Below are 21,809 nucleotides of genomic sequence, written 5' to 3'. Positions count from 1 at the left end.
CCCCGGTAATCCCCTTATACTGCGCGTTTTACGGCAAGTCTGAGTACATTCATGCAAAAGAAAAATATCTATGTAGCCTACACGGGCGGTACGATCGGTATGCAACGCTCTGCGCAGGGCTACATTCCGGTATCTGGCCACCTTCAGCAGCAGCTGGCGAACATGCCCGAATTCCACCGGCCGGAGATGCCGGACTTCACCATTCATGAATATAATCCGCTGATCGACTCCTCCGATATGACGCCGCAGGACTGGCAATCCATCGCGGACGATATCCAGCAGAACTACGACCGCTATGATGGCTTTGTCATTCTGCACGGCACCGATACCATGGCCTTTACGGCCTCTGCGCTGTCGTTCATGCTGGAAAATCTGGCGAAGCGGTTATCGTCACCGGCTCACAGATTCCTCTGGCGGAGTTGCGCTCAGACGGCCAGCAGAATCTGCTTAACTCGCTGTATGTGGCGGCTAACTATCCGATTAATGAAGTCGCGCTGTTCTTTAATAACACGCTATTCCGCGGTAACCGCACCACCAAAGCCCACGCTGACGGCTTTAATGCGTTCGCCTCACCGAACCTGTCGCCGCTGCTGGAAGCGGGCATCCACATTCGCCGGTTGAATACGCCACCCGCGCCTTATGGCAGCGGCGCGCTGAAGGTGCACCCGATCACGCCACAGCCGATTGGCGTCGTAACTATCTATCCGGGCATCTCCGCCGATGTGGTGCGCAACTTCCTGCGTCAGCCCGTGAAAGCGCTGATCCTGCGCTCATACGGCGTGGGCAATGCGCCACAAAATGCTGAGTTTCTGGCAGAGCTGCAGCAGGCCAGCGAGCGCGGCATTGTGGTGGTGAATCTGACGCAGTGTATGTCTGGCAAGGTTAATATGGGCGGCTATGCGACCGGCAATGCGCTGGAGCACGCGGGTGTGATCAGCGGGTTTGACCTCACCGTCGAAGCAACCTTAACCAAACTGCATTTTTTGTTAAGCCAAAACCTCACCAGCGCAGAAATTCGTGCCAAAATGCAGCAGAATTTACGTGGCGAACTGACCGAAGACTGATACGGAGCAAGAAGTAATGAAGCGGGCATTGATAATCATCGATATTCAGAACGATTTTTGCCCCGGCGGCCCGATGGCCGTGCGTGAAGGCGACCAGACGGTTGCCGTTGCGAATCGCTATGCGCGTGAGTTTCGTGAACGCGGTGAGTGCGTGGTCGCTCTGCAGGACTGGCATCCGGCTAATCACGGCAGTTTCGCTTCGGTCTCCGGTGAGCCGGTCTACACGCTGGGTGAGCTGAACGGTCTGGCACAGATCTGGTGGCCGGATCACGGCATCGAAAACTCCGCCGGCGCGGATTTTCATCCGGATCTGGATCGCAGCCTGATTGACGCGGTATTCCACAAAGGAGGCGATGTCGATGTGGATAGCTACAGCGCCTTCTTTGATAACGGCCACCGCCGCAAGACTGAGCTTGATAGCTGGCTGCGCGAGCGCGGGATCACGGACCTGGTAATGCTGGGTATTGCTACCGATTACTGCGTCAAATACAGCGTGCTTGACGCGCTGGAGCTGGGTTACAACGTTGAGGTGGTGAAAGAGGGCTGCCGCGGCGTTAACCTGAACCCTGATGATAGCGACATCGCCATTGCCCAGATGCAGGCGCAGGGCGCGGTAATAATCTGAAAAATCAGGGCTGGTGATTACCAGCCTGCTACGTTTAGTGCAGATTGATGCGCGTGACGTCCGGCTCGATGCCCCACTCTTCCTTGAGCTGCTTTTTCGACTTCATCACCATCTCGCCATCTTTCCCGATGGTCATGTGCTGCGGCGCATCGTTATGGCGCGCCTGCCATAGCATCACCAGCTGCAGGCAGTTGTCACGCTGATCTTGCGTCAGCGCAACGCCATCCGGCCATTTTCCGGTCTCAACTGCCGTCGCCAGGCGCTCGTATACTTCCGGCGTCATCGCCGCCAGCATCGCTTCCAGTTCCTGCTTCATGCTTACCCCTTCTGCTGATTGCCCTGCTCATCGGCGAAGCTCAGCGAGGCTGAGTTAACGCAGTAGCGTTCGCCAGTAGGCTGCGGTCCGTCCGGGAATACATGCCCCAGGTGCGCATCACAGCTGCCGCAGCGGATCTCAATACGGTGCATACCGTGGGAATCATCTTCCAGATAATGGATGGCATCGTCGTTGACCGGCTGATAGAAGCTTGGCCAGCCACAGCCGGAGTCATACTTGGTTTCCGAGAGAAACAGCGGAGCGTTGCAAACCAGACAGTGGTAGATCCCCTCTTGCTTGTTGTGCAGTAAAGCACCAGAGAAAGGCGGTTCCGTGCCGCGTTGCTGAGTCACGTAGCGCTGCATTTCCGACAGCTGGGCGATATTTGCTTCGGGTGCGTTGTCTTTGGCCATTTTGAGTTCCGGAGTGTCATTCTGTAAAAATCGTCTAGTATTCTAACAAACGAACAACATCTTCCGGGTCTTTTTTCGTGCGAACCGATTTGCCCGGACAAACACAGCACGATTTTGTGATGGCGATCACTCTTTGTAATACTCTTCCCTTTTTGCTCTGCATTCAGCGTAAGATAGACCCGCAATAAGGGTGCTGCGTAAGCGATTGCGCAACGAATTATTCCTGGCGCTGGAATTGACCTGTCGCAACAATTGACACGATTCCGCTTGACGCCTGGTAAGGTTTTTGTAATTTTACAGCCAACCTTTTATTCACTAACAAATAGCTGGTGGAATATATGACTATCAAAGTAGGTATCAACGGTTTTGGCCGTATCGGTCGCATCGTTTTCCGTGCTGCGCAGCAGCGTTCTGACATTGAAATCGTCGCGATTAACGACCTGCTCGACGCCGATTACATGGCTTACATGCTGAAGTATGACTCTACGCACGGTCGTTTCGACGGTACCGTAGAAGTAAAAGATGGCGCGCTGGTTGTTAACGGTAAGAAAATCCGTGTTACCGCTGAGAAAGACCCGGCTAACCTGAAATGGGATGAAGTGGGTGTTGACGTTGTTGCTGAAGCAACCGGTATCTTCCTGACCGACGAAACTGCACGTAAACACATCACCGCCGGCGCGAAGAAAGTCGTGCTGACTGGCCCATCGAAAGATGACACCCCAATGTTCGTACGTGGTGCTAACTTCGACAAATATGCCGGCCAGGATATCGTCTCTAACGCATCCTGCACCACCAACTGCCTGGCGCCGCTGGCTAAAGTAATCAACGACAAATTCGGTATCGTTGAAGGTCTGATGACCACCGTTCACGCTACCACTGCAACCCAGAAAACCGTTGATGGCCCGTCTCACAAAGACTGGCGCGGCGGCCGTGGCGCAGCGCAGAACATCATCCCATCTTCTACCGGCGCAGCGAAAGCGGTAGGTAAAGTTCTGCCAGAGCTGAACGGCAAACTGACCGGTATGGCATTCCGCGTACCAACGCCAAACGTCTCTGTTGTTGACCTGACCGTGCGTCTGGAAAAACCAGCCACTTACAAAGAGATCTGCGAAGCGATTAAAGCGTCTGCAGAAGGCGACATGAAAGACGTACTGGGCTACATCGAAGACGACGTGGTTTCTACCGATTTCAACGGCGAAACCCTGACCTCTGTATTCGATGCTAAAGCCGGTATCGCGCTGAATGACAACTTTGTGAAACTGGTTTCCTGGTACGATAACGAAACAGGTTACTCAAACAAGGTTCTGGATCTGATTGCACTGGTTGCTGCTAAGTAAGCTAACCAGCAAAACAGACAAGGGGTGACTTCGGTCGCCCCTTTTTTTTCGATTGGATGAGAGAAGGTCTGACGATGCAAGATACGCTTTTTACCTTACCGGTGATTGAACAAATCACCCCTTACCTGTCACAGCGCCAGCAGGGTGATTTACCGATTGTGGTGATCAGCCATCCTAAAGTGCGCGCCGCGATTGCGCTGCAGGGTGCACATCTGCTGGCATGGCAGCCCGCCGGTCAGAAGCCGGTTATCTGGCTCAGCGAGAAAACCCCTTTTGTCACCGGTAAAGCGATTCGCGGCGGTGTGCCGATCTGCTGGCCGTGGTTTGGCCCGGCTGGCGAACCGGCGCACGGCTTTGCCCGCAATCAGACCTGGACATTAACCGCCCATGATGAGAGCGACGACGCCGTGATGCTGACTTTCACGCTGGAGAGCAATGCACAAACCAAAAAACTGTGGCCGCATGATTTTACGCTGCTGGCGCGTTTCCGTATTGCTGAGCATTGTGAGATTGAGCTGGAAGCCTGGGGCGATTACGAAGCCACTGCGGCACTGCACAGCTACTTCCAGGTGGCCGATATCGCTCAGGTGGAGGTCAGTGGCTTAGGTAACAGCTATATCGATAAAGTGGATAACAACGCGCAGGGCACTGCGACAGACGGTAAACAGACCTATCCGGGTCGGGTCGATCGTATTCACACGGCTGCAGAAGATTGCAGCGTCATTCACGATAAAGCGGGTAAGCGCCAGATAGAGGTTTACCACCACTATCAGAGTGACGTTGTCACGTGGAATCCGGGCCCTGAACTCTCCTGCAGCATGGCGGATATGCCCAACGAGGGCTACAGGAGCATGGTGTGTGTGGAGACAGCGCGCATTAATAAACCGATGAAGAGTGCGGGCGAGAATCCGGCGCGTATTGGCGCGACGTTGCGCATCCGCAATAAGTAAGTGAAACGGCGCGCAGGCGCCGTTATACCACGTCTAACGCCAGCTTATGCGGCGGCGGCGGAAAAGCCCGATCGAGCAGCGCCAGTTCTTCAGCCTCCAGCGTCAACGTCAGGGCGGCGGCATTCTCCTGCACATGCGCCACGCTGCTGGCCTTCGGAATCGCCATGACTCCCGGCTGACGGATAACCCAGCTTAACAGCAGCTGTGCGATGCTGATGCCCCTCTGTTGTGCAACCTGCTGAAGATGTGGGTCGTCAAACAGCGCCTGACGTAAGCGCCCCGCCTGCGCCAGCGGGCAGTAGGCCATGATCGGCGTATCGTGTTGCTGACAGGCGTGCAGCAGATCGTATTCAATTCCGCGAGAGGCCAGGTGGTAGAGCACTTGATTAGTCAGACAGTTAACACCGCCGCGCTCGCCCCACAGCTCCTGCATATCTTCGCTATCAAAATTGGAGACACCCCAGTGGCGAATCTTACCTTGCTGCTGCAGACTTTCCATGGCGCGAAGGGTCTCCTCCAGCGGCACGTTACCCCGCCAGTGCAGCAGATAGAGATCCAGATAGTCGGTGCGGAGCCGACGCAGACTGCGCTCGCAGGCCTCAGCAGCATCCACTTCGCCAGCGTTCCACGGATAGACTTTTGAGACCAGAAAAGCCTGGTCACGCCGTCCGCGCAGCGCTTCGCCAACTACCTCTTCCGCACCGCCCTCAGCATACATTTCTGCGGTATCGATTAATCTTAATCCGGCGTCGAGTCCGGCCTGCAGCGCCCGCACTTCATCATTACGCAGCGCCGGGGTTTCACCCATATACCAGGTGCCCTGACCGATGGCGGGTAGCGCAGGCTCGCCGCGAAACTGGATGGTTTTCATCACGTCTCCTGTTGCGCCACAACGGGGCGCGACCGTGGTGCAATGTAAAAAAAACGCCTCAGAAAGAGGCGCTTGATATGCATCAGAAGGTGTAGCTCACGCCGGTCCAGAGCGTAAACTGCCCATCTTTATCTACCATCGGGCTATCTTTAATATCACTGCCGAAGCGCGTATAGCGGCCAGAGAGGCTGGCATTCCAGCTGTCGCTCAGCTGGTAGCTGGCGTTCATCTCAACGTACGGAGACCAGGTATCATCCGGGCGGTACTGTGAAATGCCGCTGCGGGCGCTTTCGTGCGCGGATACGCCGTAGTAGTAGCGGTTTTGATTCGCGCTGTTCCACATGGCACCGATGCCAGGCGTCAGGCTGAAAGCACCAAACTCGAAGCGATAGAGATACGTCAGATCCCAAATCATGCCGTTGCTGTTGTTCAGCACGTCACCCAACAGTGCCGTGCGCACAATCCCCCAGTCAGCAACGTGACGATAGGTGGCACCGGCCATCAGCGTCATGCGACGCTTATCCAGCGCTTTCATGTCGCCCAGATCGTTATCTTTCGGATCGTATTCCTGCGGTGAACCCAGCAGGGTTAGTGACAGCTGATTTTGCGAATCTTTCCACAGGTAGTACCCCCCCTGCAGACTGCGGAACCAGAAGTTCTCTCCTTCATAATTAATGACCGGAACCGGCAGATAGCGGTCCTGACCGCCACGGTAAGGCGATTGAGCATAAATAACTGAAGCCCCAAGCGATAAGGGGTCAGCATAAGTGCTGAACGCCGCAAAATAGCAAGGACATAACAGAGCAACGGCTTTAAGTTTGAAATGGTTCACAATTTATTCAGTCCATTAATATAACAATCACACACAGAGTCTAACCAATTTTTCCTTTTGGTTTAACTTTTAATAAAGGTCAGCGTACTGCTCTACTGCGGTAGCCGGTCACTGCCTTGCGCGCCGCAAAGCCGCTGTGACGGCCTTAGCGCATATGAGACTTTGTTATTGATATATCGCTAAATAAGGAGAAAAGAGGGAGCAGGTTTGCTGAATGCCTTCTACAGTAAAAGTAAGACGAGCAATTTGTACGAGCAGAGTAACCATAAGAATTGTGTATCCCGATAACAATACGTCAGGTTGGCATAAGGGTTGCTGTACTCAATAAAGAATATCTTCCGGGAGCTGCAAGAGCACCTTATTACGCTCCTTTACCTGTGCTAAAAACGAAAGGACGGGCATCGCTATGAATATATTCGATCACTATCGTCAGCGTTATGAAGCTGCCAAGGACGAAGAGTTCACACTGCAGGAGTTCCTCGCTATCTGTAAGCAGGATCGCAGTGCATACGCCAACGCAGCAGAACGACTATTAATGGCCATCGGTGAGCCGGTAATGGTCGATACTGCCCTGGAGCCACGCCTTTCCCGCATCTTCTCTAACCGCGTCATGGGACGCTATCCTGCCTTTGAAGAGTTTTATGGTATGGAGGAGGCGATTGAGCAGATCGTTTCATACCTGAAGCACGCGGCACAGGGTCTGGAGGAGAAGAAACAGATTCTGTACCTGCTCGGTCCGGTAGGCGGCGGTAAATCCTCGCTGGCAGAGCGTTTGAAAGCGCTGATGCAACGCGTCCCAATCTATGTACTGAGCGCCGATGGCGAACGCAGCCCGGTAAACGACCATCCGCTGTGCCTGTTTAACCCGCAGGAGGATGCCAACATTCTTGAGAAAGAGTATGGCGTACCGCGGCGTTACCTTGGCACCATTATGTCGCCATGGGCGGCAAAACGGCTGCATGACTTTGGCGGCGATATCACCCGCTTCAAAGTGGTGAAAGTCTGGCCCTCCATTCTTGAACAGCTGGCTATCGCCAAAACCGAACCTGGCGATGAGAACAACCAGGATATCTCGGCGCTGGTGGGTAAAGTGGATATCCGTAAGCTGGAGAACCATGCGCAGAACGATCCTGACGCCTACGGCTACTCCGGTGCACTGTGCCGCGCAAACCAGGGCATCATGGAGTTCGTGGAGATGTTCAAGGCCCCGATCAAAGTGCTGCACCCGCTGCTGACAGCCACGCAGGAGGGGAACTATAACGGGACCGAGGGGATCTCTGCCCTGCCGTTCAACGGTATTATTCTGGCGCACTCCAACGAATCAGAGTGGGTCACCTTCCGTAACAACAAGAACAACGAAGCATTCCTTGACCGTGTTTACATCGTTAAAGTGCCTTACTGCCTGCGCGTTTCCGAAGAGATCAAAATCTACGAAAAATTGCTTAATCACAGTGAGCTGACCACCGCACCCTGTGCGCCGGGCACGCTGGAGACGCTGGCACGCTTCTCAATTCTCTCGCGTCTGAAAGAGCCGGAGAACTCCAGTATCTACTCGAAAATGCGGGTGTATGACGGTGAGAGCCTGAAAGATACCGATCCAAAAGCTAAATCCTGGCAGGAGTACCACGACTACGCCGGCGTTGATGAGGGCATGAACGGTCTTTCAACCCGCTTTGCGTTTAAAATCCTGTCGCGCGTGTTCAACTTTGACCATGCCGAAGTGGCGGCCAACCCGGTGCATCTCTTCTATGTACTGGAGCAACAGATTGAGCGCGAGCAGTTCCCGCAGGATCAGGCTGAGAAGTATCTTGAGCACCTGAAAGGCTACCTGATTCCGAAGTATGCTGAGTTCATTGGCAAAGAGATTCAGACGGCGTATCTGGAATCCTACTCAGAATATGGCCAGAACATCTTTGATCGCTATGTCACCTATGCAGACTTCTGGATTCAGGATCAGGAGTACCGCGATCCGGATACCGGGCAGCTGTTTGACCGCGAATCGCTAAATGCCGAGCTGGAGAAGATAGAGAAACCTGCGGGGATCAGTAATCCAAAAGATTTCCGTAATGAGATTGTCAACTTTGTGCTGCGTGCCCGCGCGCAGAACAATGGCCGCAATCCAAACTGGACCAGCTATGAGAAACTGCGCACGGTTATTGAGAAGAAGATGTTCTCCAATACCGAAGAGCTGTTGCCGGTGATCTCGTTTAATACTAAAACCTCAACGGACGAACAGAAAAAACACGATGATTTTGTCGATCGCATGATGGAGAAAGGCTATACCCGCAAACAGGTGCGCCTGCTGTGCGAATGGTATCTGCGCGTGCGTAAGTCGTCATAATCGGTTGCTGTAAGCTTTGCGGCAGTCACCTGCCGCCTGAAGAGGCCGGACACGTTCCGGCCTGGCTTGCACTGTAGTTTGGGGGAATTTATGGCCTATTTTATCGATCGGCGTCTGAACGGTAAGAACAAAAGCGCCGTCAACCGGCAGCGCTTCCTGCGCCGTTACAAATCGCAAATCAAGCAGTCGATCTCCGAGGCCATCAATAAGCGTTCGGTTACCGACGTAGAGAGCGGCGAATCGGTGTCGATTCCTATCGACGACATCAATGAGCCGATTTTCCATCAGGGCCGTGGCGGCAATCGCCATCGCGTGCATCCCGGGAATGACCACTTTGTGCAGAACGACCGCATTGAGCGCCCGCAGGGCGGCGGCGGGAGCGGCGGCAGCGGTCAGGGTAATGCCAGCCAGGATGGTGAAGGTCAGGACGAGTTTGTTTTCCAGATTTCAAAAGATGAGTACCTGGACCTGTTGTTTGAGGATCTGGCGCTTCCTAACCTGCGCAAAAACCAGCATCGTCAGATGAATGAGTATAAAACGCACCGCGCTGGCTTTACGTCGAACGGCGTCCCCGCCAATATCAGCGTGGTGCGATCGCTGCAAAACTCGCTGGCGCGCCGCACGGCGATGACAGCCGGTAAGCGCCGGATGCTGCATGAGCTGGAAGCTACGCTCACTGAGGTGGAGAGCAGTGAGCCGGCGCAACTGCTGGAGGAGGAGCGCTTACGTAAAGAGATCGCTGAGCTGCGCGCCCGTATCGAGCGTGTGCCCTTCATCGACACCTTTGATCTGCGCTATAAAAACTTTGAGAAACGGCCCGAACCCTCCAGCCAGGCCGTGATGTTCTGTCTGATGGATGTCTCCGGCTCAATGGATCAGGCCACCAAAGATATGGCGAAGCGCTTTTATATCCTGCTCTATCTGTTCCTGAGCCGGACCTATAAGAACGTGGACGTGGTGTATATCCGTCACCATACGCAGGCGAAAGAGGTGGATGAACAGGAGTTCTTCTACTCTCAGGAGACCGGCGGCACCATCGTCTCCAGCGCGCTGAAGTTAATGGATGAAGTAGTGAAAGAGCGTTACGACCCGTCGCAGTGGAACATCTACGCTGCACAGGCGTCGGACGGCGATAACTGGGCCGATGACTCGCCGTTGTGTCATGAGATTCTGGCGAAAAATATTCTGCCGGTGGTGCGTTACTACAGTTACATTGAGATCACCCGCCGCGCACATCAAACGCTGTGGCGTGAATATGAACATCTGCAGGCGACATTTGATAACTTTGCCATTCAGCACATCCGTGAGCCGGAGGACATCTACCCGGTATTTAGAGAGCTTTTCCATAAACAGGTCGCTGAAGCCTGATAACACCAGCCGGTCACTGACCGGCTTTTCTTTGCCCTCAGTGCGTAAGCCTCCTGATATTCCTGCCCTTTTTCCGCATCAGCGTGCTCCGGAGTGCGATAGCGCTCTGCAGAGTAAAAAAATGTGTAATTAAGCGCTGACAAGCTATTGATAAGGCATTATCTTTTCACCTTGTCTGTGTAAACTGTCCACAGTTTATCTGTTTTCGCCCCCGCCGCAGGAGAGTGCCGTTGAATGCCAGCATGATTTACAGTTTGTTCATTATTGGTTCCGTGCTGGTTGCAGCAAGTATTCTGCTAAGCTCGTTCTCCTCGCGTCTCGGCATTCCAATTCTGGTGATCTTCCTCGCGCTTGGCATGTTAACCGGCGTGGATGGCATTGGCGGTATCGCCTTCGATAACTATCCGGTGGCGTATCTGGTCTCTAACCTTGCACTGGCGATCATCCTGCTGGATGGCGGTATGCGCACCAAGGCCAGCTCCTTTAAAGTGGCGCTGGGCCCGGCGCTGTCCCTGGCGACGGTTGGCGTGATGATTACCGCCGGCTTAACCGGCCTTGCCGCGGCCTGGCTGTTCAACCTTGATGTGATGCAGGGTTTTCTGATTGGCGCCATTATCGGCTCAACCGATGCCGCGGCGGTCTTCTCTCTGCTGGGCGATAAAGGCCTCAATGAACGTGTAAGTTCAACGCTGGAGATTGAGTCCGGCAGCAACGACCCGATGGCGGTGTTTCTCACCATCACCCTGATTGATATGATCCAGCAGGGGCAAAGCGGTCTGAGCTGGATGTTTGTGGTGCACCTGGTGCAGCAGTTCGGTTTAGGTATTGTCCTGGGCCTCGGCGGCGGCTGGGCACTCCAGCAGCTGATCAACCGCATTAACCTGGCGCAGGGATTATATCCCCTTCTGGCGCTGAGCGGCGGCATCATTGTTTTCGCGCTGACCACGGTAATGGAGGGCAGCGGTATTCTGGCGGTCTATCTGTGCGGCTTCCTGCTGGGTAACAGCCCGATTCGCAACCGCCACGGTATCCTGCAGACCTTCGACGGTATGGCATGGTTGAGCCAGATCGGCATGTTTATTGTGCTGGGTCTGCTGGTGACACCGTCCGACCTCTGGCACATCGCCGTGCCGGCCATGATTTTGTCACTGTGGCTGATTCTGGTGGCGCGTCCGCTGTCCATTCTGGTTGGCCTGCTGCCGTTTAAAGGCTTCACCGGGCGGGAACGCATCTTTATCAGCTGGGTAGGCCTGCGCGGCGCCGTGCCGATCATCCTTGCGGTGTTCCCGATGATGGCCGGGCTGGAGAACGCTAAGCTCTACTTCAACATCGCCTTCTTTGTGGTGCTGGTTTCGCTGATGCTGCAGGGCACTTCCCTGGGTTACGCCGCCCGGCGCGCCAAAGTTGTGGTGCCGCCGACGGCCTCGCCGATCAGCCGCGTCGGGCTGGATATTCATCCGGAGAACCCCTGGGAGCAGTTTGTCTACCAGCTCAGCGCCGATAAGTGGTGTATCGGCGCAGCGCTACGTGACCTGCAAATGCCGCGTGAAACGCGCATTGCCGCGCTGTTCCGCGATAATGCCCTGATGCACCCTAACAGCAGCACCCGCCTGAAAGAGGGTGATGTGCTGTGCGTCATTGGGCGCGAGCGTGACCTGCCCGCGCTGGGCAAAATGTTCAGCCAGACGCCGCCGGTGGCGCTGGATCAGCGTTTCTTCGGTGACTTCATTCTGGATGCTGAAGCGCGTCTGCGCGATGTGGCGCAGATTTATGGTCTGGAGCTGGATGAGAACACCAACGATCAGCAGTCGCTGGGCCAGCTGGTGATGAGCCTGCTGGGCAGTACGCCGGTGGTGGGCGATCAGGTGGAGTGGAATCAACTTACCTGGACAGTTGCCGAGAAAGAGGATAATCAAATTGTCAAAATTGGCGTACGCGTCATGCAAGACAAGGAATAATCCGAAGCCGCATCGCTCGTAAACTGCGTGTCAGCGACTATGATCACTATACCACCCAGCAAACGGGAGAAGATGATGGGACACGTGGTGAAGATTGGACGTTATGAGATTGTCGATGCAGAGATGGATGTTGAGAAGCTCGATACCGTCAGCATCCCCTGCCAAACCAATCCCGGCCTGAGTTATCAACTCGACGGCTGGGATCACGATACCAGTGTGCCCGCGTGGATTGACGGCGAACCCGTTGATCTGCAAATTGCGCACTATGATAAGCAGCAAGACCAGTGGGTTTTAAAGAAACCCGCGTGATATTCCCCTGCCGCCATCCGTTCTGAATGGCGGTAATTCCTAAAAGTTGTCTTAAAATAAAGCGTTATAGCGTTGTTCCTTTTGCTTTTATCCAGCATTAACAGCAGCTTAAACACAAATTTCTGGCGTCATTAATTACCTTTTAAGAGTTTTTCCGTATTAACTCTGTCAAATAACTCCTGCATACTCTTACTCGTTGCTGCAGCTTTTCGTGACGTTAATCACGTCTCATGAGGCCCTTTCCATGCAGCGCTTATGGCAGTACCGACTTCTCTTTCGCTGAAAAACATTTTTTTATTTGTTTCAGCGGATCACTCCTGAGCGCGTACTTGATTCTGGTCAGGCCATCTTTTACTCAAGAAAAGAGAGCAGGTTTTATGGCAAGTACAATAGTAATGAATAATGCAACCCGTTCCTGGAGCGGATTGCGCAAAAACCTTATTGCAAAAGTCGCACTGAGTGTTTCGGATTTAATTGCACTTAATCTGGCACTGTTTTTATCGGCGGCGACCGTCCAGGGTATTTGGGGAGAGCTGGACAGCTTTATTCCACCACAGCAAATTGAATATCGTTTTATTGCCCAACTGGGACTTTCAGTGCTCTGTACCGCCTGGTTTTGGGTGCGCATGCGCCATTACACCTATCGCAAACCCTTCTGGTTTGAATTAAAAGAGGTGGTTAAAACCCTGTTCGTGTTCTCCCTGCTCGACCTGGCGCTGATCGCCTTCTCGAAGTGGGATTTCTCGCGCATGGTGTGGGTGTTTAGCTGGACATACGCTCTGCTGCTGCTGCCGCTGATGCGCGCTGTCGTAAAGCGTGCCATCAACCGTGCCGGCCAGTGGCAAAAAGAGACCATCATTATTGGCTCCGGTAAGAACGCCATGGAGGCCTATGCCGCGCTGCAGAGTGAAGAGATCCTGGGCTATAACGTGCAGGCTTTTATCGCGCTGGATGATGATAACCGCCAGGAGAGCGTGAATGGCGTGCCGGTGATTACCTGGAAGGACATCAACTGGCAAACCATGGACCGTGACAATACGCAGTTTATTGTCGCGACCGAGTACGAGCAGCAGGTCGTGCGCGATAAGTGGCTTAAGTTCCTGTCGAAGATGAAGTGCCGCTCAATCTCCGTTATCCCGACGCTGCGCGGCGTGCCGCTCTACGGCACCGATATGTCGTTTATCTTCAGCCACGAAGTGATGATTCTGCGCGTCAGCAACAACCTGGCGAAGCGCTCCTCCCGTTTCCTGAAGCGTACCTTTGACATTGTGGTAGCGTCACTGCTGCTGCTGTTCCTGGCGCCGGTGTTTGGGCTGCTGTGTGCCATGGTGAAACGTGACGGCGGTAATGCGATTTATGGCCACGAGCGCGTTGGTCAGGATGGCGTGAAGTTTAAGTGTCTGAAGTTCCGCTCCATGGTCACCAATTCGCAAGAGGTGCTGCATAACCTGCTGGCAACCAGCGCCGAAGCCCGCGCCGAGTGGGATCGCGACTTCAAACTGAAGAACGATCCGCGCATCACGGCAATCGGTGGTTTCCTGCGTAAAACCAGCCTGGATGAGCTGCCGCAGCTGTGGAATGTGATCCGTGGCGAGATGAGCCTGGTAGGCCCGCGTCCGGTGATTGAAGCAGAACTGGAGCGCTATGCCGGCGATGTGGATTACTACCTGATGGCGAAACCGGGCATGACCGGACTGTGGCAGGTGAGCGGACGTAACGATATCGATTATGACACGCGCGTCTATTTTGACTCCTGGTATGTGAAAAACTGGGCGCTGTGGACGGATATCGCTATCCTGTTTAAAACCGCTGGCGTCGTGCTGCGTCGCGACGGCGCTTACTGATACCCTCGACGCGATGTCTGCGCACTTCCGGCAGACATCGCCTTTTCGTTTTAGCCCTTTCTTTTTACCCGCAGAGTCATTACCCTTCTCGCTTGTTTAACAGGGCGTTCCCGGTTCTAATGCAAAAATTTACCCTACTGCTTTTAAGCCTGGTGCTGCTGGCACCGCTTGGTATCGATCTCTATCTCCCTACGCTGCCACAAATCGCCGCAGGCCTGAACAGCCCGGTGAGCCTGATTCAGACCACCATTCCGCTGTTTTTGCTGGTGATGGGCATCGGTCAGCTGGTCACCGGCCCGCTGGTGGACAACTTTGGCCGCAAACCGATCGCCCTAATAGGTCTGGCACTCTACATTATTGGTAGCGCGGTTGCCGCCACCGCGACCGTCTGGCCGATCTTCTTCCTTGCGCGCCTGATTCAGGGGTGCGCCGTCTGCTGTACCGCCGTCGTTGCGTTCAGCGGCGTGCGCGATCGCCTGAGCGGCGATGAAGCCGCGCGCGCTTACGGTTTCCTGAACGGTGCGCTCAACATTGTGCCGGCGCTGGCCCCGTTGCTGGGCGGTATTCTGGCAGAAGCCTATGGCTGGCGCGCGCCCTTCTGGTTCCTGTGCGGTTATGCGGTTGTCATCGCTTTAATCGTAGTGCTCTGCCTGCCGGAGACCCGGCCGGCGGATACGCTGCGCGTCAAAGGGTTGCCGCTGGCGCAATATGCGGCCATTGCCCGTGAACCGCGCTTTCTCGCCTTTGCGTTTGCTAATGCCGGCGCGCTTGGCATGGTGCTCACCTATGTATCACTGGCGCCGCACGTCCTGATGACTGAAGGCGGCCTGTCACCGCTGCAGTTTTCGTTTGCCTTTGGTGCCAACGGCTTCTGGATCATGCTGGTGAGCGCCTTTGTGAATAAAACCATCCGTAAAGCGGGCCGGCCATTTTGTCTGGCAATGGGTTTTGTCACGATGTTGCTGGGCGCAATTCTGCTGGTGGCGGGAATGACACTGCTGCCCGCAAGCTGGCAAAATCACTGGGCGCTGTACATGATTCCGGTGGCAATTTCGGTTGCGGGCCTGGCCTTTACCGTGGGGCCGGCCACCAGCTATGCACTGGAGCCGTATCAGCAGCAGGCTGGCGTAGCGGCGGCGCTTCAGGGGTTTATTCAGATGGCGTGCGGTGCGGGAGTCAGCCTGATGATGGTTGCGCTGCCGGTAGCAGAGAAGTCGGCGCTGGCGCTGATGATGCTATGGGGCGCAGCGCTGGCGCTGATCGCCTGGCGCTGCAGCCATAAGATGCGCGGTACGGTTACCGCGCTTAAATAACCTCAACCGGGACGCGAGGTGCAAGCGCGCACATCAGCTCATAGCCTACCGTTCCGGCCGCTTTCGCCACGTCATCGATTTTCACCGCATTACCCCACAGCTCAACCTTTGAACCGATGCCGGCCTGCGGGCACGGTTCAAGGTCAATCATCATCATATCCATGGAGATGGCGCCAAGCGTCTGCGTGCGGATGCCGTCCACGCTCACCGGCGTGCCGGTCGGCGCATGGCGCGGATAGCCATCAGCATAGCCACAGGCCACAATACCGATGCGCTGTGACGCACCGGCATGATAGCGATAGCCGTAGCCGACGCCGTCGCCGGCACTCAGCTGCTGTATACCGATGATCTCGCTACTGAGCGTCATCACCGGCTGCAGTCCGGTACTGGCGATATCCTGCCAGTCGCCACTGGGTGAAGCGCCATAGAGGATGATGCCAGGCCGTACCCAGTCAAAATGCGCCTGCGGATGCCAGAGCGTAGCGGCCGAATTCGAGAGTGAACGCGGGCAGTCGAGCCCTTCCGCCGCCAGCGCGACGCGCTTCATCGGTTCAACCAGCCCCTGCGGATTCTCTGCATCGGCAAAGTGCGCCATCAGCGTCATTTCACCGACGTTTAGTAAGGAGCGCAGCTTTTGCCACGCCGCCTGTGCCAGTTCAGGACGAAAACCGAGACGGTTCATGCCGCTGTTGATTTTGACATAGACATCCACAGGCGCAGAGAGCTGCGCTTTGGCCAGCGCCTGAATCTGCCAGTTGCTGTGCACGCTGGTGGTCAGGCGATAGCGATCAATCAGCGCAAGGTCATCCGCATGGAAAAATCCCTCCAGCAGCAGGATGGGCTTTTTCCAGCCCTGCTCACGCAGCAGAATCGCCTCTTCCATGTTGAGCAGCGCGAAGCCATCCGTCTCCGCCAGGCTGTGCCATACGCGGGCGATACCGTGACCGTAGGCGTTGGCTTTCACCACCGACCAGACACGCGAGTGGGGTGCCGCCTGGCGCACGACCGCCAGATTGTGGCGCAGCGCCTGCTGATTGATCGTGGCACCGGTAGGACGTGACATGTTGTGACTCTCCCTGATGTCTCAGCGCGCGGCGCTGGTGGTACGCAGCGGCGAGGAGTGTGGCGCAAAACCCGGCAGATAGCGCAGCACCGAGAGATCGTCTGCGGCGATTGCCGGTTTCTGGCCGGATATCAAATCGGCCAGCAGCTGACCGGATCCACAGGCCATGGTCCATCCCAGCGTACCGTGCCCGGTGTTCAGCCAGAGATTGGAGAGCGGCGTGCGCCCGACAATTGGCGTACCATCGGGTGTCATCGGACGCAGGCCGGTCCAGAATGTAGCCTGTTCTGTAAAACCGCCTTCAGGATAGAGATCGCTGACCACCATCTCCAGCGTTTCACGTCGTGCCGGTAACAGTTTGGTGTTAAAACCAACAATCTCCGCCATGCCGCCGACGCGAATGCGATCGTCAAAGCGTGTGACCGCCACTTTATAGGTCTCATCCAGAATGGTAGAGACCGGTGCCGCCTGTGGATTTTTGATCGGGATAGTGAGCGAGTAGCCCTTTAGCGGATAAACCGGAATCTGAACGATATCGTGCAGCAGTGCCGTGGAGTAAGATCCAAACGCCACAACGTAAGCATCGGCTTTGATCACCTCGTCACCGCACTTCACACCATAAATGCGGTTACCTTCGCGTAATAACTGATCCACCGAAAGGTTATAGCGGAAGGTTACGCCCGCCTCAGCGGCCATTGCGGCCAGACGCTGGGTAAACAGCTGGCAATCCCCGGTTTCATCGTTGGGCAGGCGCAGCCCACCGGTAAGCTTGTGCGCGGTAGCAGCCAGCGCCGGCTCAACGCTGTGCAACTGGTGCGCCTCCAGCAGTTCGTAGGGCACACCGGCCTCTTTCAGGACGGCCATGTCTTTGCTGGCGCTGTCAAACTGCTGCTGAGTACGGAAAAGCTGCAGCGTGCCGCCCTGACGTCCCTCATAAGCGATACCGGTGCTGGCGCGCAGCGCTTTCAGGCAGTCGCGGCTGTACTCGGCAATGCGCACCATGCGACTTTTGTTCTCCTGATAGTGGCGCATGTCGCAGTTTCGCAGCATGTTCCACATCCACTCCAGCTGGAACTTACTGCCATCAAGGCGTACCGCCAGCGGCGCATGTTTCTGGAACATCCATTTAACGGCTTTGAGCGGCACGCCAGGCGCGGCCCAGGGCGCGGCATAGCCCGGTGAGATCTGTCCGGCATTGCCAGCGCTGGTCTCCAGCGCTGCTGCGGGCTGGCGGTCGATGACCGTGACCTCATGCCCTGCCTGTGCCAGATACCACGCGCTGGCTACTCCTACTACACCACTACCTAAAATGACTACGCGCATAAGCCCCTCTTCGCGGCAAAGCATAATTAACTGGTATCACCTTCTGATTCAGCACAACCAGAAAGTCAGATTGATATTACATTCGACGGCGTTATTTCACATGTTTTTTACCAAACTGCACACTGAAATCATGCACGCCGTCAAAAATCAGAATTTTTTATGCCAAAAATCCATTAACCAGCCGTTTATTATGCGGCAGGCAGTGCTTTTCTCTTTTTACAGGAGAAAGCGCCGCTCTCATATAAAGCGCTTATAAACAGGATATTATCCTGGTTTGTTGCTATATATCAGCAACTGCCAACAGCAGCCTCTTTTACGCTGCTAACAAGATGATTTTGTGCCAAAAGAATTCGATTGAGTTCACCGATCGGATAAGCGACAGTGGACTATCATTGAAGTGTTCGCTCAGTTCCTTTGGGCTGTCTTTCTCAGGATGAAGCCTTAAACGATCGTGACAGGCCCTGGCCTGCCGCTTGCAAAACAGAGGTGCGCTATGACGACAATCTTTGACGAGCCAACCCGAAGCAGTAAACGACTCAGTGATGGACCCGACTGGACCTTTGAGCTGCTGGATGTCTATCTGGCAGAGATCGACCGGGTGGCGAAAAGCTATGGGCTCGATACTTACCCGCACCAAATCGAAGTGATCACCTCCGAACAGATGATGGACGCTTACTCCAGCGTCGGGATGCCCATCAACTACGCGCACTGGTCATTCGGTAAGAAGTTCATCGAAACCGAACAGCGTTACAAGCACGGGCAGCAGGGTCTCGCCTACGAAATTGTCATTAACTCTAACCCCTGTATTGCTTACCTGATGGAAGAGAACACAATGACCATGCAGGCGCTGGTGATGGCCCATGCCTGCTACGGGCATAACTCCTTTTTCAAGAATAACTATCTGTTCCGCAGCTGGACGGATGCCAGTTCAATTGTGGATTACCTGCTGTTTGCGCGTAACTACATCTCTGATTGTGAAGAGCGTTATGGCGTTGAAGTGGTGGAGCGGTTACTGGACTCCTGTCATGCGCTGATGAACTACGGCGTGGATCGGTATAAGCGCCCGCAAAAGATTTCGCTGCAGGAGGAGAAAGCGCGTCAAAAAAGTCGCGAGGAGTATCTGCAGAGCCAGGTGAATACGCTGTGGCGCACCCTGCCGCGCAAAGAGAAAGAGTTTGCTCAGGTTGAAGCGGCGCGCTATCCATCAGAGCCTCAGGAGAATTTGCTGTACTTTATGGAGAAGAATGCGCCGCTGCTGGAGCCGTGGCAGCGCGAAGTCCTGCGCATTGTGCGTAAGGTCAGCCAGTATTTTTATCCGCAGAAACAGACGCAGGTGATGAACGAGGGCTGGGCAACGTTTTGGCACTATACCATCCTGAATCATCTCTACGATGAGGGGAAAGTGTCTGAGCGCTTTATGATGGAGTTTTTGCATAGCCACACTAACGTGGTGTTCCAGCCGCCGTATAACAGCCAGTGGTATAACGGTATTAACCCTTATGCGCTGGGCTTTGCGATGTTCCAGGATATCAAGCGTATCTGCCAGTCGCCAACGGAAGAGGATCGTTACTGGTTCCCGGATATCGCCGGTTCTGACTGGCTGAAGACGCTGCATTTCGCCATGCGCGAGTTTAAAGATGAGAGCTTTATCAGCCAGTTCCTCTCGCCCAAAGTGATGCGTGATTTCCGTTTGTTTACGGTGATGGATGACGATCGCAATAACTATCTGGAGATTGCGGCGATTCATGATGAGGCCGGTTATCGTGCGATTCGCCAGCAGCTGTCAGCGCAGTATAACCTGAGTAATCTGGAGCCCAATATTCAGGTCTATAACGTTGACCTGCGGGGCGATCGCTCGCTGACGCTGCGTTATGTCCCGCAGCAGCGTGCGCCACTGGATAAGAGCCGCCGTGAGGTGCTGAAACATGTGCACCGCCTGTGGGGCTTTGACGTCAATCTGGAGCAGCAGAATGAGGATGGCAGCGTAGAGCTGCTGGACCGGTGTCCGGTGCGGGGCTCGGTGCTGTAACAACAACCGGACCAGTAAGGTCCGGTTTTTTTATGTACAAATCTAGCGACACTCATTAGCAAGTTTAAAGCCTGCTGGATTACCGCCGCGAAAGCTATCAACTGTGTCAGAAGGCATGTTGCACACGCCCGGAACGGCAACACCCGCATCCCTGCAAGCCTCGGCACGCGGCATCCCTGCCGCGTGACGTCCGGCTTAGCGCAACATGCCTTCTTCCTTCAAGCATCGGCGTTGCTGTGTCGTAACGTTGAGTCCAGCGAAGAGTATGTCAGCGCTTACTGCCTAAATCATCCGGCATGCTCTTCTGCATGCTGTGCCAGATCTCACCGCTGCGACGGCCATACGCGCGTACGCAATCCACGATCTGATCCTGCGTCGGCTGCTGGCCGCACAAATCGGCCAGCTGGCGATAGAAGGTGCGCGCCACTTCGCGGGCTTCCGGATTTGAGAAGTAGTGGCGGCCTACACGGGTATACAGCCCTTTCAGACCGTTCAGAATCAGGCCATAAATCGGATTGCCGGACGCAAAGGCCAGACCGCGAAACACGCGGTAATCCAGCTCGGTGTAAGCTTCAGCCTGATCGTGTTCACTCAGGGCACTCTCCAGCACCTCACGGGCTTTTTCCGGATGGTGACGCAGTGCACGGCTGATAAAAATAGAGGAGATATTGGTACGTACCGAAAGCAGATTATCAATCAGCTGCGGCACGCTATCGTGATCGAGGCGGGCGAGCGTTTCAAGGATATTGAGGCCAGACGTTTCCCAGAAATCATTAACGCGCGTGGGTTTACCGTGCTGAATGGTCAGCCAGCCATCGCGCGCCAGGCGCTGCAGCACTTCACGCAGCGTGGTTCTGGTCACGCCAATCAGTTCAGAAAGCTCACGTTCGGCAGGAAGGATCGACCCTGGCGGAAAACGGCTGTTCCAGATGCTTTCAATTATGTACTCTTCAGCGAATCCTGCAGGGCTCTGTGCCTTAATCACCATAGCATTTATTTCTCATTGCTTTCTTTGTCGTAATGATACTCATCATACCAGAGGGGATATAGCGGAAATAGCCTGCGAACTGATTAAAAGCGCGCGCTGGCGCAAAATTCAGCGGCAATAGGTCTGAAAATGCCATAACCTGCGCTGCGCTTATCGCGACACTTTTGATGCCGTGTGCGATCCACAGGCATTTATTGGCCTGGATCAGGGTTAAGTCATTTTTATACATGATTTTTCCCCGTTGCCAGGCTGGCACGGGTACGCTTTTGGTTTACACTGCCAGACATTGATGGCTACTGGATAGGCAATATGTTGCGATACTTGAATCAATGCTCGCGTGGACGCGGTGCCTGGTTATTACTGGCGCTAACTGCACTCGCTTTTGAACTGGTTGCGCTGTTCTTTCAACACGTCATGGGGCTCAAACCCTGCGTGATGTGTATCTACGAACGTTGTGCCCTTTTTGGCGTCATGGGCGCAGGCATCGTCGGTGCGATTGCCCCGAAAACGCCACTGCGCTGGGTAGCGATAGTGATCTGGCTCTACAGTGCGATCGAGGGGTTACGCCTCTCGTATGAACACACCATGATTCAGCTGCACCCTAACCCATTTGTCACCTGCGATTTCGCCGCCCGCTTCCCGAGCTGGCTGCCGCTGGATAAGTGGCTGCCTTCGGTCTTTGTCGCCAGCGGTGATTGCGCGGAGCGTGGCTGGACCTTCCTCACCTGGAGCATGCCGCAGTGGATGATCGTTATCTTCGCCGCTTATCTGCTTGTAGGTGCGCTGGTGGTGATTGCCCAACCCTTTAAGCCAAAACGCCGCGACCTGTTCGGGCGCTAAGCAGAAACAACACAGGCAGCCGCAG

Annotated in this window: 19 protein-coding genes and 1 pseudogene; 12 read left to right on the top strand and 8 right to left on the bottom strand. The window is 54.9% G+C overall.

What is annotated here, in order from left to right; all coding sequences use genetic code 11:
* Window positions 1–51 precede the first annotated feature (51 nt).
* Window positions 52–1,064: pseudogene (ansA, locus tag HA48_RS01335) on the top strand (asparaginase).
* Window positions 1,065–1,080: 16 nt separating this feature from the next.
* A complete protein-coding gene (pncA, locus tag HA48_RS01330) occupies window positions 1,081–1,689 on the top strand; it encodes a bifunctional nicotinamidase/pyrazinamidase (protein ID WP_128599432.1) in 609 nt (202 codons plus the stop codon).
* A gap of 34 nt (window positions 1,690–1,723) precedes the next feature.
* Here pncA and HA48_RS01325 read toward each other — a convergent pair whose 3' ends face one another.
* Window positions 1,724–2,005 (bottom strand): YeaC family protein, encoded by a 282-nt coding sequence (locus tag HA48_RS01325; RefSeq protein WP_128599431.1) that lies wholly within the window; start codon window positions 2,003–2,005, stop codon window positions 1,724–1,726.
* 2 nt (window positions 2,006–2,007) lie between these two features.
* Window positions 2,008–2,418, bottom strand: a complete 411-nt coding sequence (gene msrB / locus HA48_RS01320; RefSeq protein WP_128599430.1) for a peptide-methionine (R)-S-oxide reductase MsrB — start codon at window positions 2,416–2,418, stop codon at window positions 2,008–2,010.
* A 338-nt stretch (window positions 2,419–2,756) separates the two neighbouring features.
* On the opposite strand from msrB, the gene gapA reads away from it, so the two are divergent.
* Window positions 2,757–3,755 (top strand): glyceraldehyde-3-phosphate dehydrogenase, encoded by a 999-nt coding sequence (gene gapA / locus HA48_RS01315; protein ID WP_128599429.1) that lies wholly within the window; start codon window positions 2,757–2,759, stop codon window positions 3,753–3,755.
* A 74-nt stretch (window positions 3,756–3,829) separates the two neighbouring features.
* Entirely contained in the window at window positions 3,830–4,705 is an 876-nt protein-coding gene (locus HA48_RS01310; protein WP_128599428.1) for a D-hexose-6-phosphate mutarotase, read from the top strand.
* Between the two features lie 22 nt (window positions 4,706–4,727).
* On the opposite strand, the gene HA48_RS01305 is transcribed toward HA48_RS01310, so the two are convergent.
* Both HA48_RS01305 and HA48_RS01300 read right to left on the bottom strand, forming a co-directional pair.
* The gene (locus HA48_RS01305; protein WP_425270651.1) at window positions 4,728–5,579 is read right to left on the bottom strand and encodes an aldo/keto reductase; all 852 of its coding nucleotides are present in this window, start codon (window positions 5,577–5,579) and stop codon (window positions 4,728–4,730) included.
* A 79-nt stretch (window positions 5,580–5,658) separates the two neighbouring features.
* Window positions 5,659–6,408 carry a MipA/OmpV family protein gene (locus HA48_RS01300; RefSeq protein WP_128599426.1) on the bottom strand — a complete coding sequence of 250 codons (750 nt, stop codon included), beginning with the start codon at window positions 6,406–6,408 and terminating at the stop codon, window positions 5,659–5,661.
* A gap of 406 nt (window positions 6,409–6,814) precedes the next feature.
* Here HA48_RS01300 and yeaG point away from each other — a divergent pair, with 406 nt between their 5' ends.
* The 6 genes from yeaG (at window position 6,815) to HA48_RS01270 (ending at window position 15,541) form a co-directional block, all read left to right on the top strand.
* On the top strand, window positions 6,815–8,749 hold the full coding sequence (gene yeaG / locus HA48_RS01295) for a protein kinase YeaG (RefSeq protein WP_128599425.1): 1,935 nt from the start codon (window positions 6,815–6,817) through the stop codon (window positions 8,747–8,749).
* A gap of 90 nt (window positions 8,750–8,839) precedes the next feature.
* On the top strand, window positions 8,840–10,117 hold the full coding sequence (locus HA48_RS01290; RefSeq protein ID WP_128599424.1) for a YeaH/YhbH family protein: 1,278 nt from the start codon (window positions 8,840–8,842) through the stop codon (window positions 10,115–10,117).
* A gap of 230 nt (window positions 10,118–10,347) precedes the next feature.
* Window positions 10,348–12,075, top strand: coding sequence for a potassium/proton antiporter (locus HA48_RS01285; RefSeq protein ID WP_128599423.1), 1,728 nt, complete (start codon window positions 10,348–10,350; stop codon window positions 12,073–12,075).
* Between the two features lie 75 nt (window positions 12,076–12,150).
* A complete protein-coding gene (locus tag HA48_RS01280) occupies window positions 12,151–12,384 on the top strand; it encodes a DUF1480 family protein (protein ID WP_128599446.1) in 234 nt (77 codons plus the stop codon).
* A 377-nt stretch (window positions 12,385–12,761) separates the two neighbouring features.
* Entirely contained in the window at window positions 12,762–14,228 is a 1,467-nt protein-coding gene (gene wbaP, locus HA48_RS01275) for an undecaprenyl-phosphate galactose phosphotransferase WbaP (RefSeq protein ID WP_128599422.1), read from the top strand.
* Window positions 14,229–14,347: 119 nt separating this feature from the next.
* On the top strand, window positions 14,348–15,541 hold the full coding sequence (locus tag HA48_RS01270) for a multidrug effflux MFS transporter (RefSeq protein WP_128599421.1): 1,194 nt from the start codon (window positions 14,348–14,350) through the stop codon (window positions 15,539–15,541).
* Here HA48_RS01270 and dadX read toward each other — a convergent pair.
* Window positions 15,534–16,604, bottom strand: a complete 1,071-nt coding sequence (gene dadX, locus HA48_RS01265; protein ID WP_128599420.1) for a catabolic alanine racemase DadX — start codon at window positions 16,602–16,604, stop codon at window positions 15,534–15,536. The genes HA48_RS01270 and dadX overlap by 8 nt on opposite strands.
* Before the next feature lie 21 nt (window positions 16,605–16,625).
* The gene (locus tag HA48_RS01260; protein ID WP_128599419.1) at window positions 16,626–17,927 is read right to left on the bottom strand and encodes a D-amino acid dehydrogenase; all 1,302 of its coding nucleotides are present in this window, start codon (window positions 17,925–17,927) and stop codon (window positions 16,626–16,628) included.
* A 493-nt stretch (window positions 17,928–18,420) separates the two neighbouring features.
* Between HA48_RS01260 and HA48_RS01255 the strand changes: the two genes are divergently transcribed.
* On the top strand, window positions 18,421–19,956 hold the full coding sequence (locus HA48_RS01255) for a SpoVR family protein (RefSeq protein ID WP_128599418.1): 1,536 nt from the start codon (window positions 18,421–18,423) through the stop codon (window positions 19,954–19,956).
* 268 nt (window positions 19,957–20,224) lie between these two features.
* Here HA48_RS01255 and fadR read toward each other — a convergent pair whose 3' ends face one another.
* Together fadR and HA48_RS01245 are read right to left on the bottom strand one after the other, a co-directional pair.
* The gene (fadR, locus tag HA48_RS01250) at window positions 20,225–20,944 is read right to left on the bottom strand and encodes a fatty acid metabolism transcriptional regulator FadR (RefSeq protein ID WP_128599417.1); all 720 of its coding nucleotides are present in this window, start codon (window positions 20,942–20,944) and stop codon (window positions 20,225–20,227) included.
* Window positions 20,934–21,173: a hypothetical protein gene (locus HA48_RS01245; RefSeq protein ID WP_128599416.1), complete on the bottom strand. Its 240-nt coding sequence runs from the start codon at window positions 21,171–21,173 to the stop codon at window positions 20,934–20,936. The genes fadR and HA48_RS01245 overlap by 11 nt, the downstream gene beginning before the upstream one ends.
* Window positions 21,174–21,253: 80 nt before the next feature.
* Here HA48_RS01245 and dsbB point away from each other — a divergent pair, with 80 nt between their 5' ends.
* Window positions 21,254–21,784 carry a disulfide bond formation protein DsbB gene (gene dsbB / locus HA48_RS01240; RefSeq protein WP_128599415.1) on the top strand — a complete coding sequence of 177 codons (531 nt, stop codon included), beginning with the start codon at window positions 21,254–21,256 and terminating at the stop codon, window positions 21,782–21,784.
* Window positions 21,785–21,809 lie beyond the last annotated feature (25 nt).

The sequence above is a fragment of the Pantoea wallisii genome (genome assembly GCF_002095485.1).
Taxonomy (GTDB): Bacteria; Pseudomonadota; Gammaproteobacteria; order Enterobacterales; family Enterobacteriaceae; genus Pantoea; species Pantoea wallisii.
Note: the sequence above shows the minus strand (reverse complement) of the source record. Positions and strands in the feature narration are given on the sequence as shown.

Excerpts from the sequence above, each read along its gene's own strand:
- pncA (WP_128599432.1), top strand. The coding sequence starts at position 1,081 with ATGAAGCGGGCATTGATAATCATCGATATTCAGAACGATTTTTGCCCC.
- HA48_RS01325 (WP_128599431.1), bottom strand. The coding sequence starts at position 2,005 with ATGAAGCAGGAACTGGAAGCGATGCTGGCGGCGATGACGCCGGAAGTA.
- msrB (WP_128599430.1), bottom strand. The coding sequence starts at position 2,418 with ATGGCCAAAGACAACGCACCCGAAGCAAATATCGCCCAGCTGTCGGAA.
- gapA (WP_128599429.1), top strand. The coding sequence starts at position 2,757 with ATGACTATCAAAGTAGGTATCAACGGTTTTGGCCGTATCGGTCGCATC.
- HA48_RS01310 (WP_128599428.1), top strand. The coding sequence starts at position 3,830 with ATGCAAGATACGCTTTTTACCTTACCGGTGATTGAACAAATCACCCCT.
- yeaG (WP_128599425.1), top strand. The coding sequence starts at position 6,815 with ATGAATATATTCGATCACTATCGTCAGCGTTATGAAGCTGCCAAGGAC.
- HA48_RS01290 (WP_128599424.1), top strand. The coding sequence starts at position 8,840 with ATGGCCTATTTTATCGATCGGCGTCTGAACGGTAAGAACAAAAGCGCC.
- HA48_RS01280 (WP_128599446.1), top strand. The coding sequence starts at position 12,151 with ATGGGACACGTGGTGAAGATTGGACGTTATGAGATTGTCGATGCAGAG.
- wbaP (WP_128599422.1), top strand. The coding sequence starts at position 12,762 with ATGGCAAGTACAATAGTAATGAATAATGCAACCCGTTCCTGGAGCGGA.
- HA48_RS01270 (WP_128599421.1), top strand. The coding sequence starts at position 14,348 with ATGCAAAAATTTACCCTACTGCTTTTAAGCCTGGTGCTGCTGGCACCG.
- dadX (WP_128599420.1), bottom strand. The coding sequence starts at position 16,604 with ATGTCACGTCCTACCGGTGCCACGATCAATCAGCAGGCGCTGCGCCAC.
- HA48_RS01260 (WP_128599419.1), bottom strand. The coding sequence starts at position 17,927 with ATGCGCGTAGTCATTTTAGGTAGTGGTGTAGTAGGAGTAGCCAGCGCG.
- HA48_RS01255 (WP_128599418.1), top strand. The coding sequence starts at position 18,421 with ATGACGACAATCTTTGACGAGCCAACCCGAAGCAGTAAACGACTCAGT.
- fadR (WP_128599417.1), bottom strand. The coding sequence starts at position 20,944 with ATGGTGATTAAGGCACAGAGCCCTGCAGGATTCGCTGAAGAGTACATA.
- HA48_RS01245 (WP_128599416.1), bottom strand. The coding sequence starts at position 21,173 with ATGTATAAAAATGACTTAACCCTGATCCAGGCCAATAAATGCCTGTGG.
- dsbB (WP_128599415.1), top strand. The coding sequence starts at position 21,254 with ATGTTGCGATACTTGAATCAATGCTCGCGTGGACGCGGTGCCTGGTTA.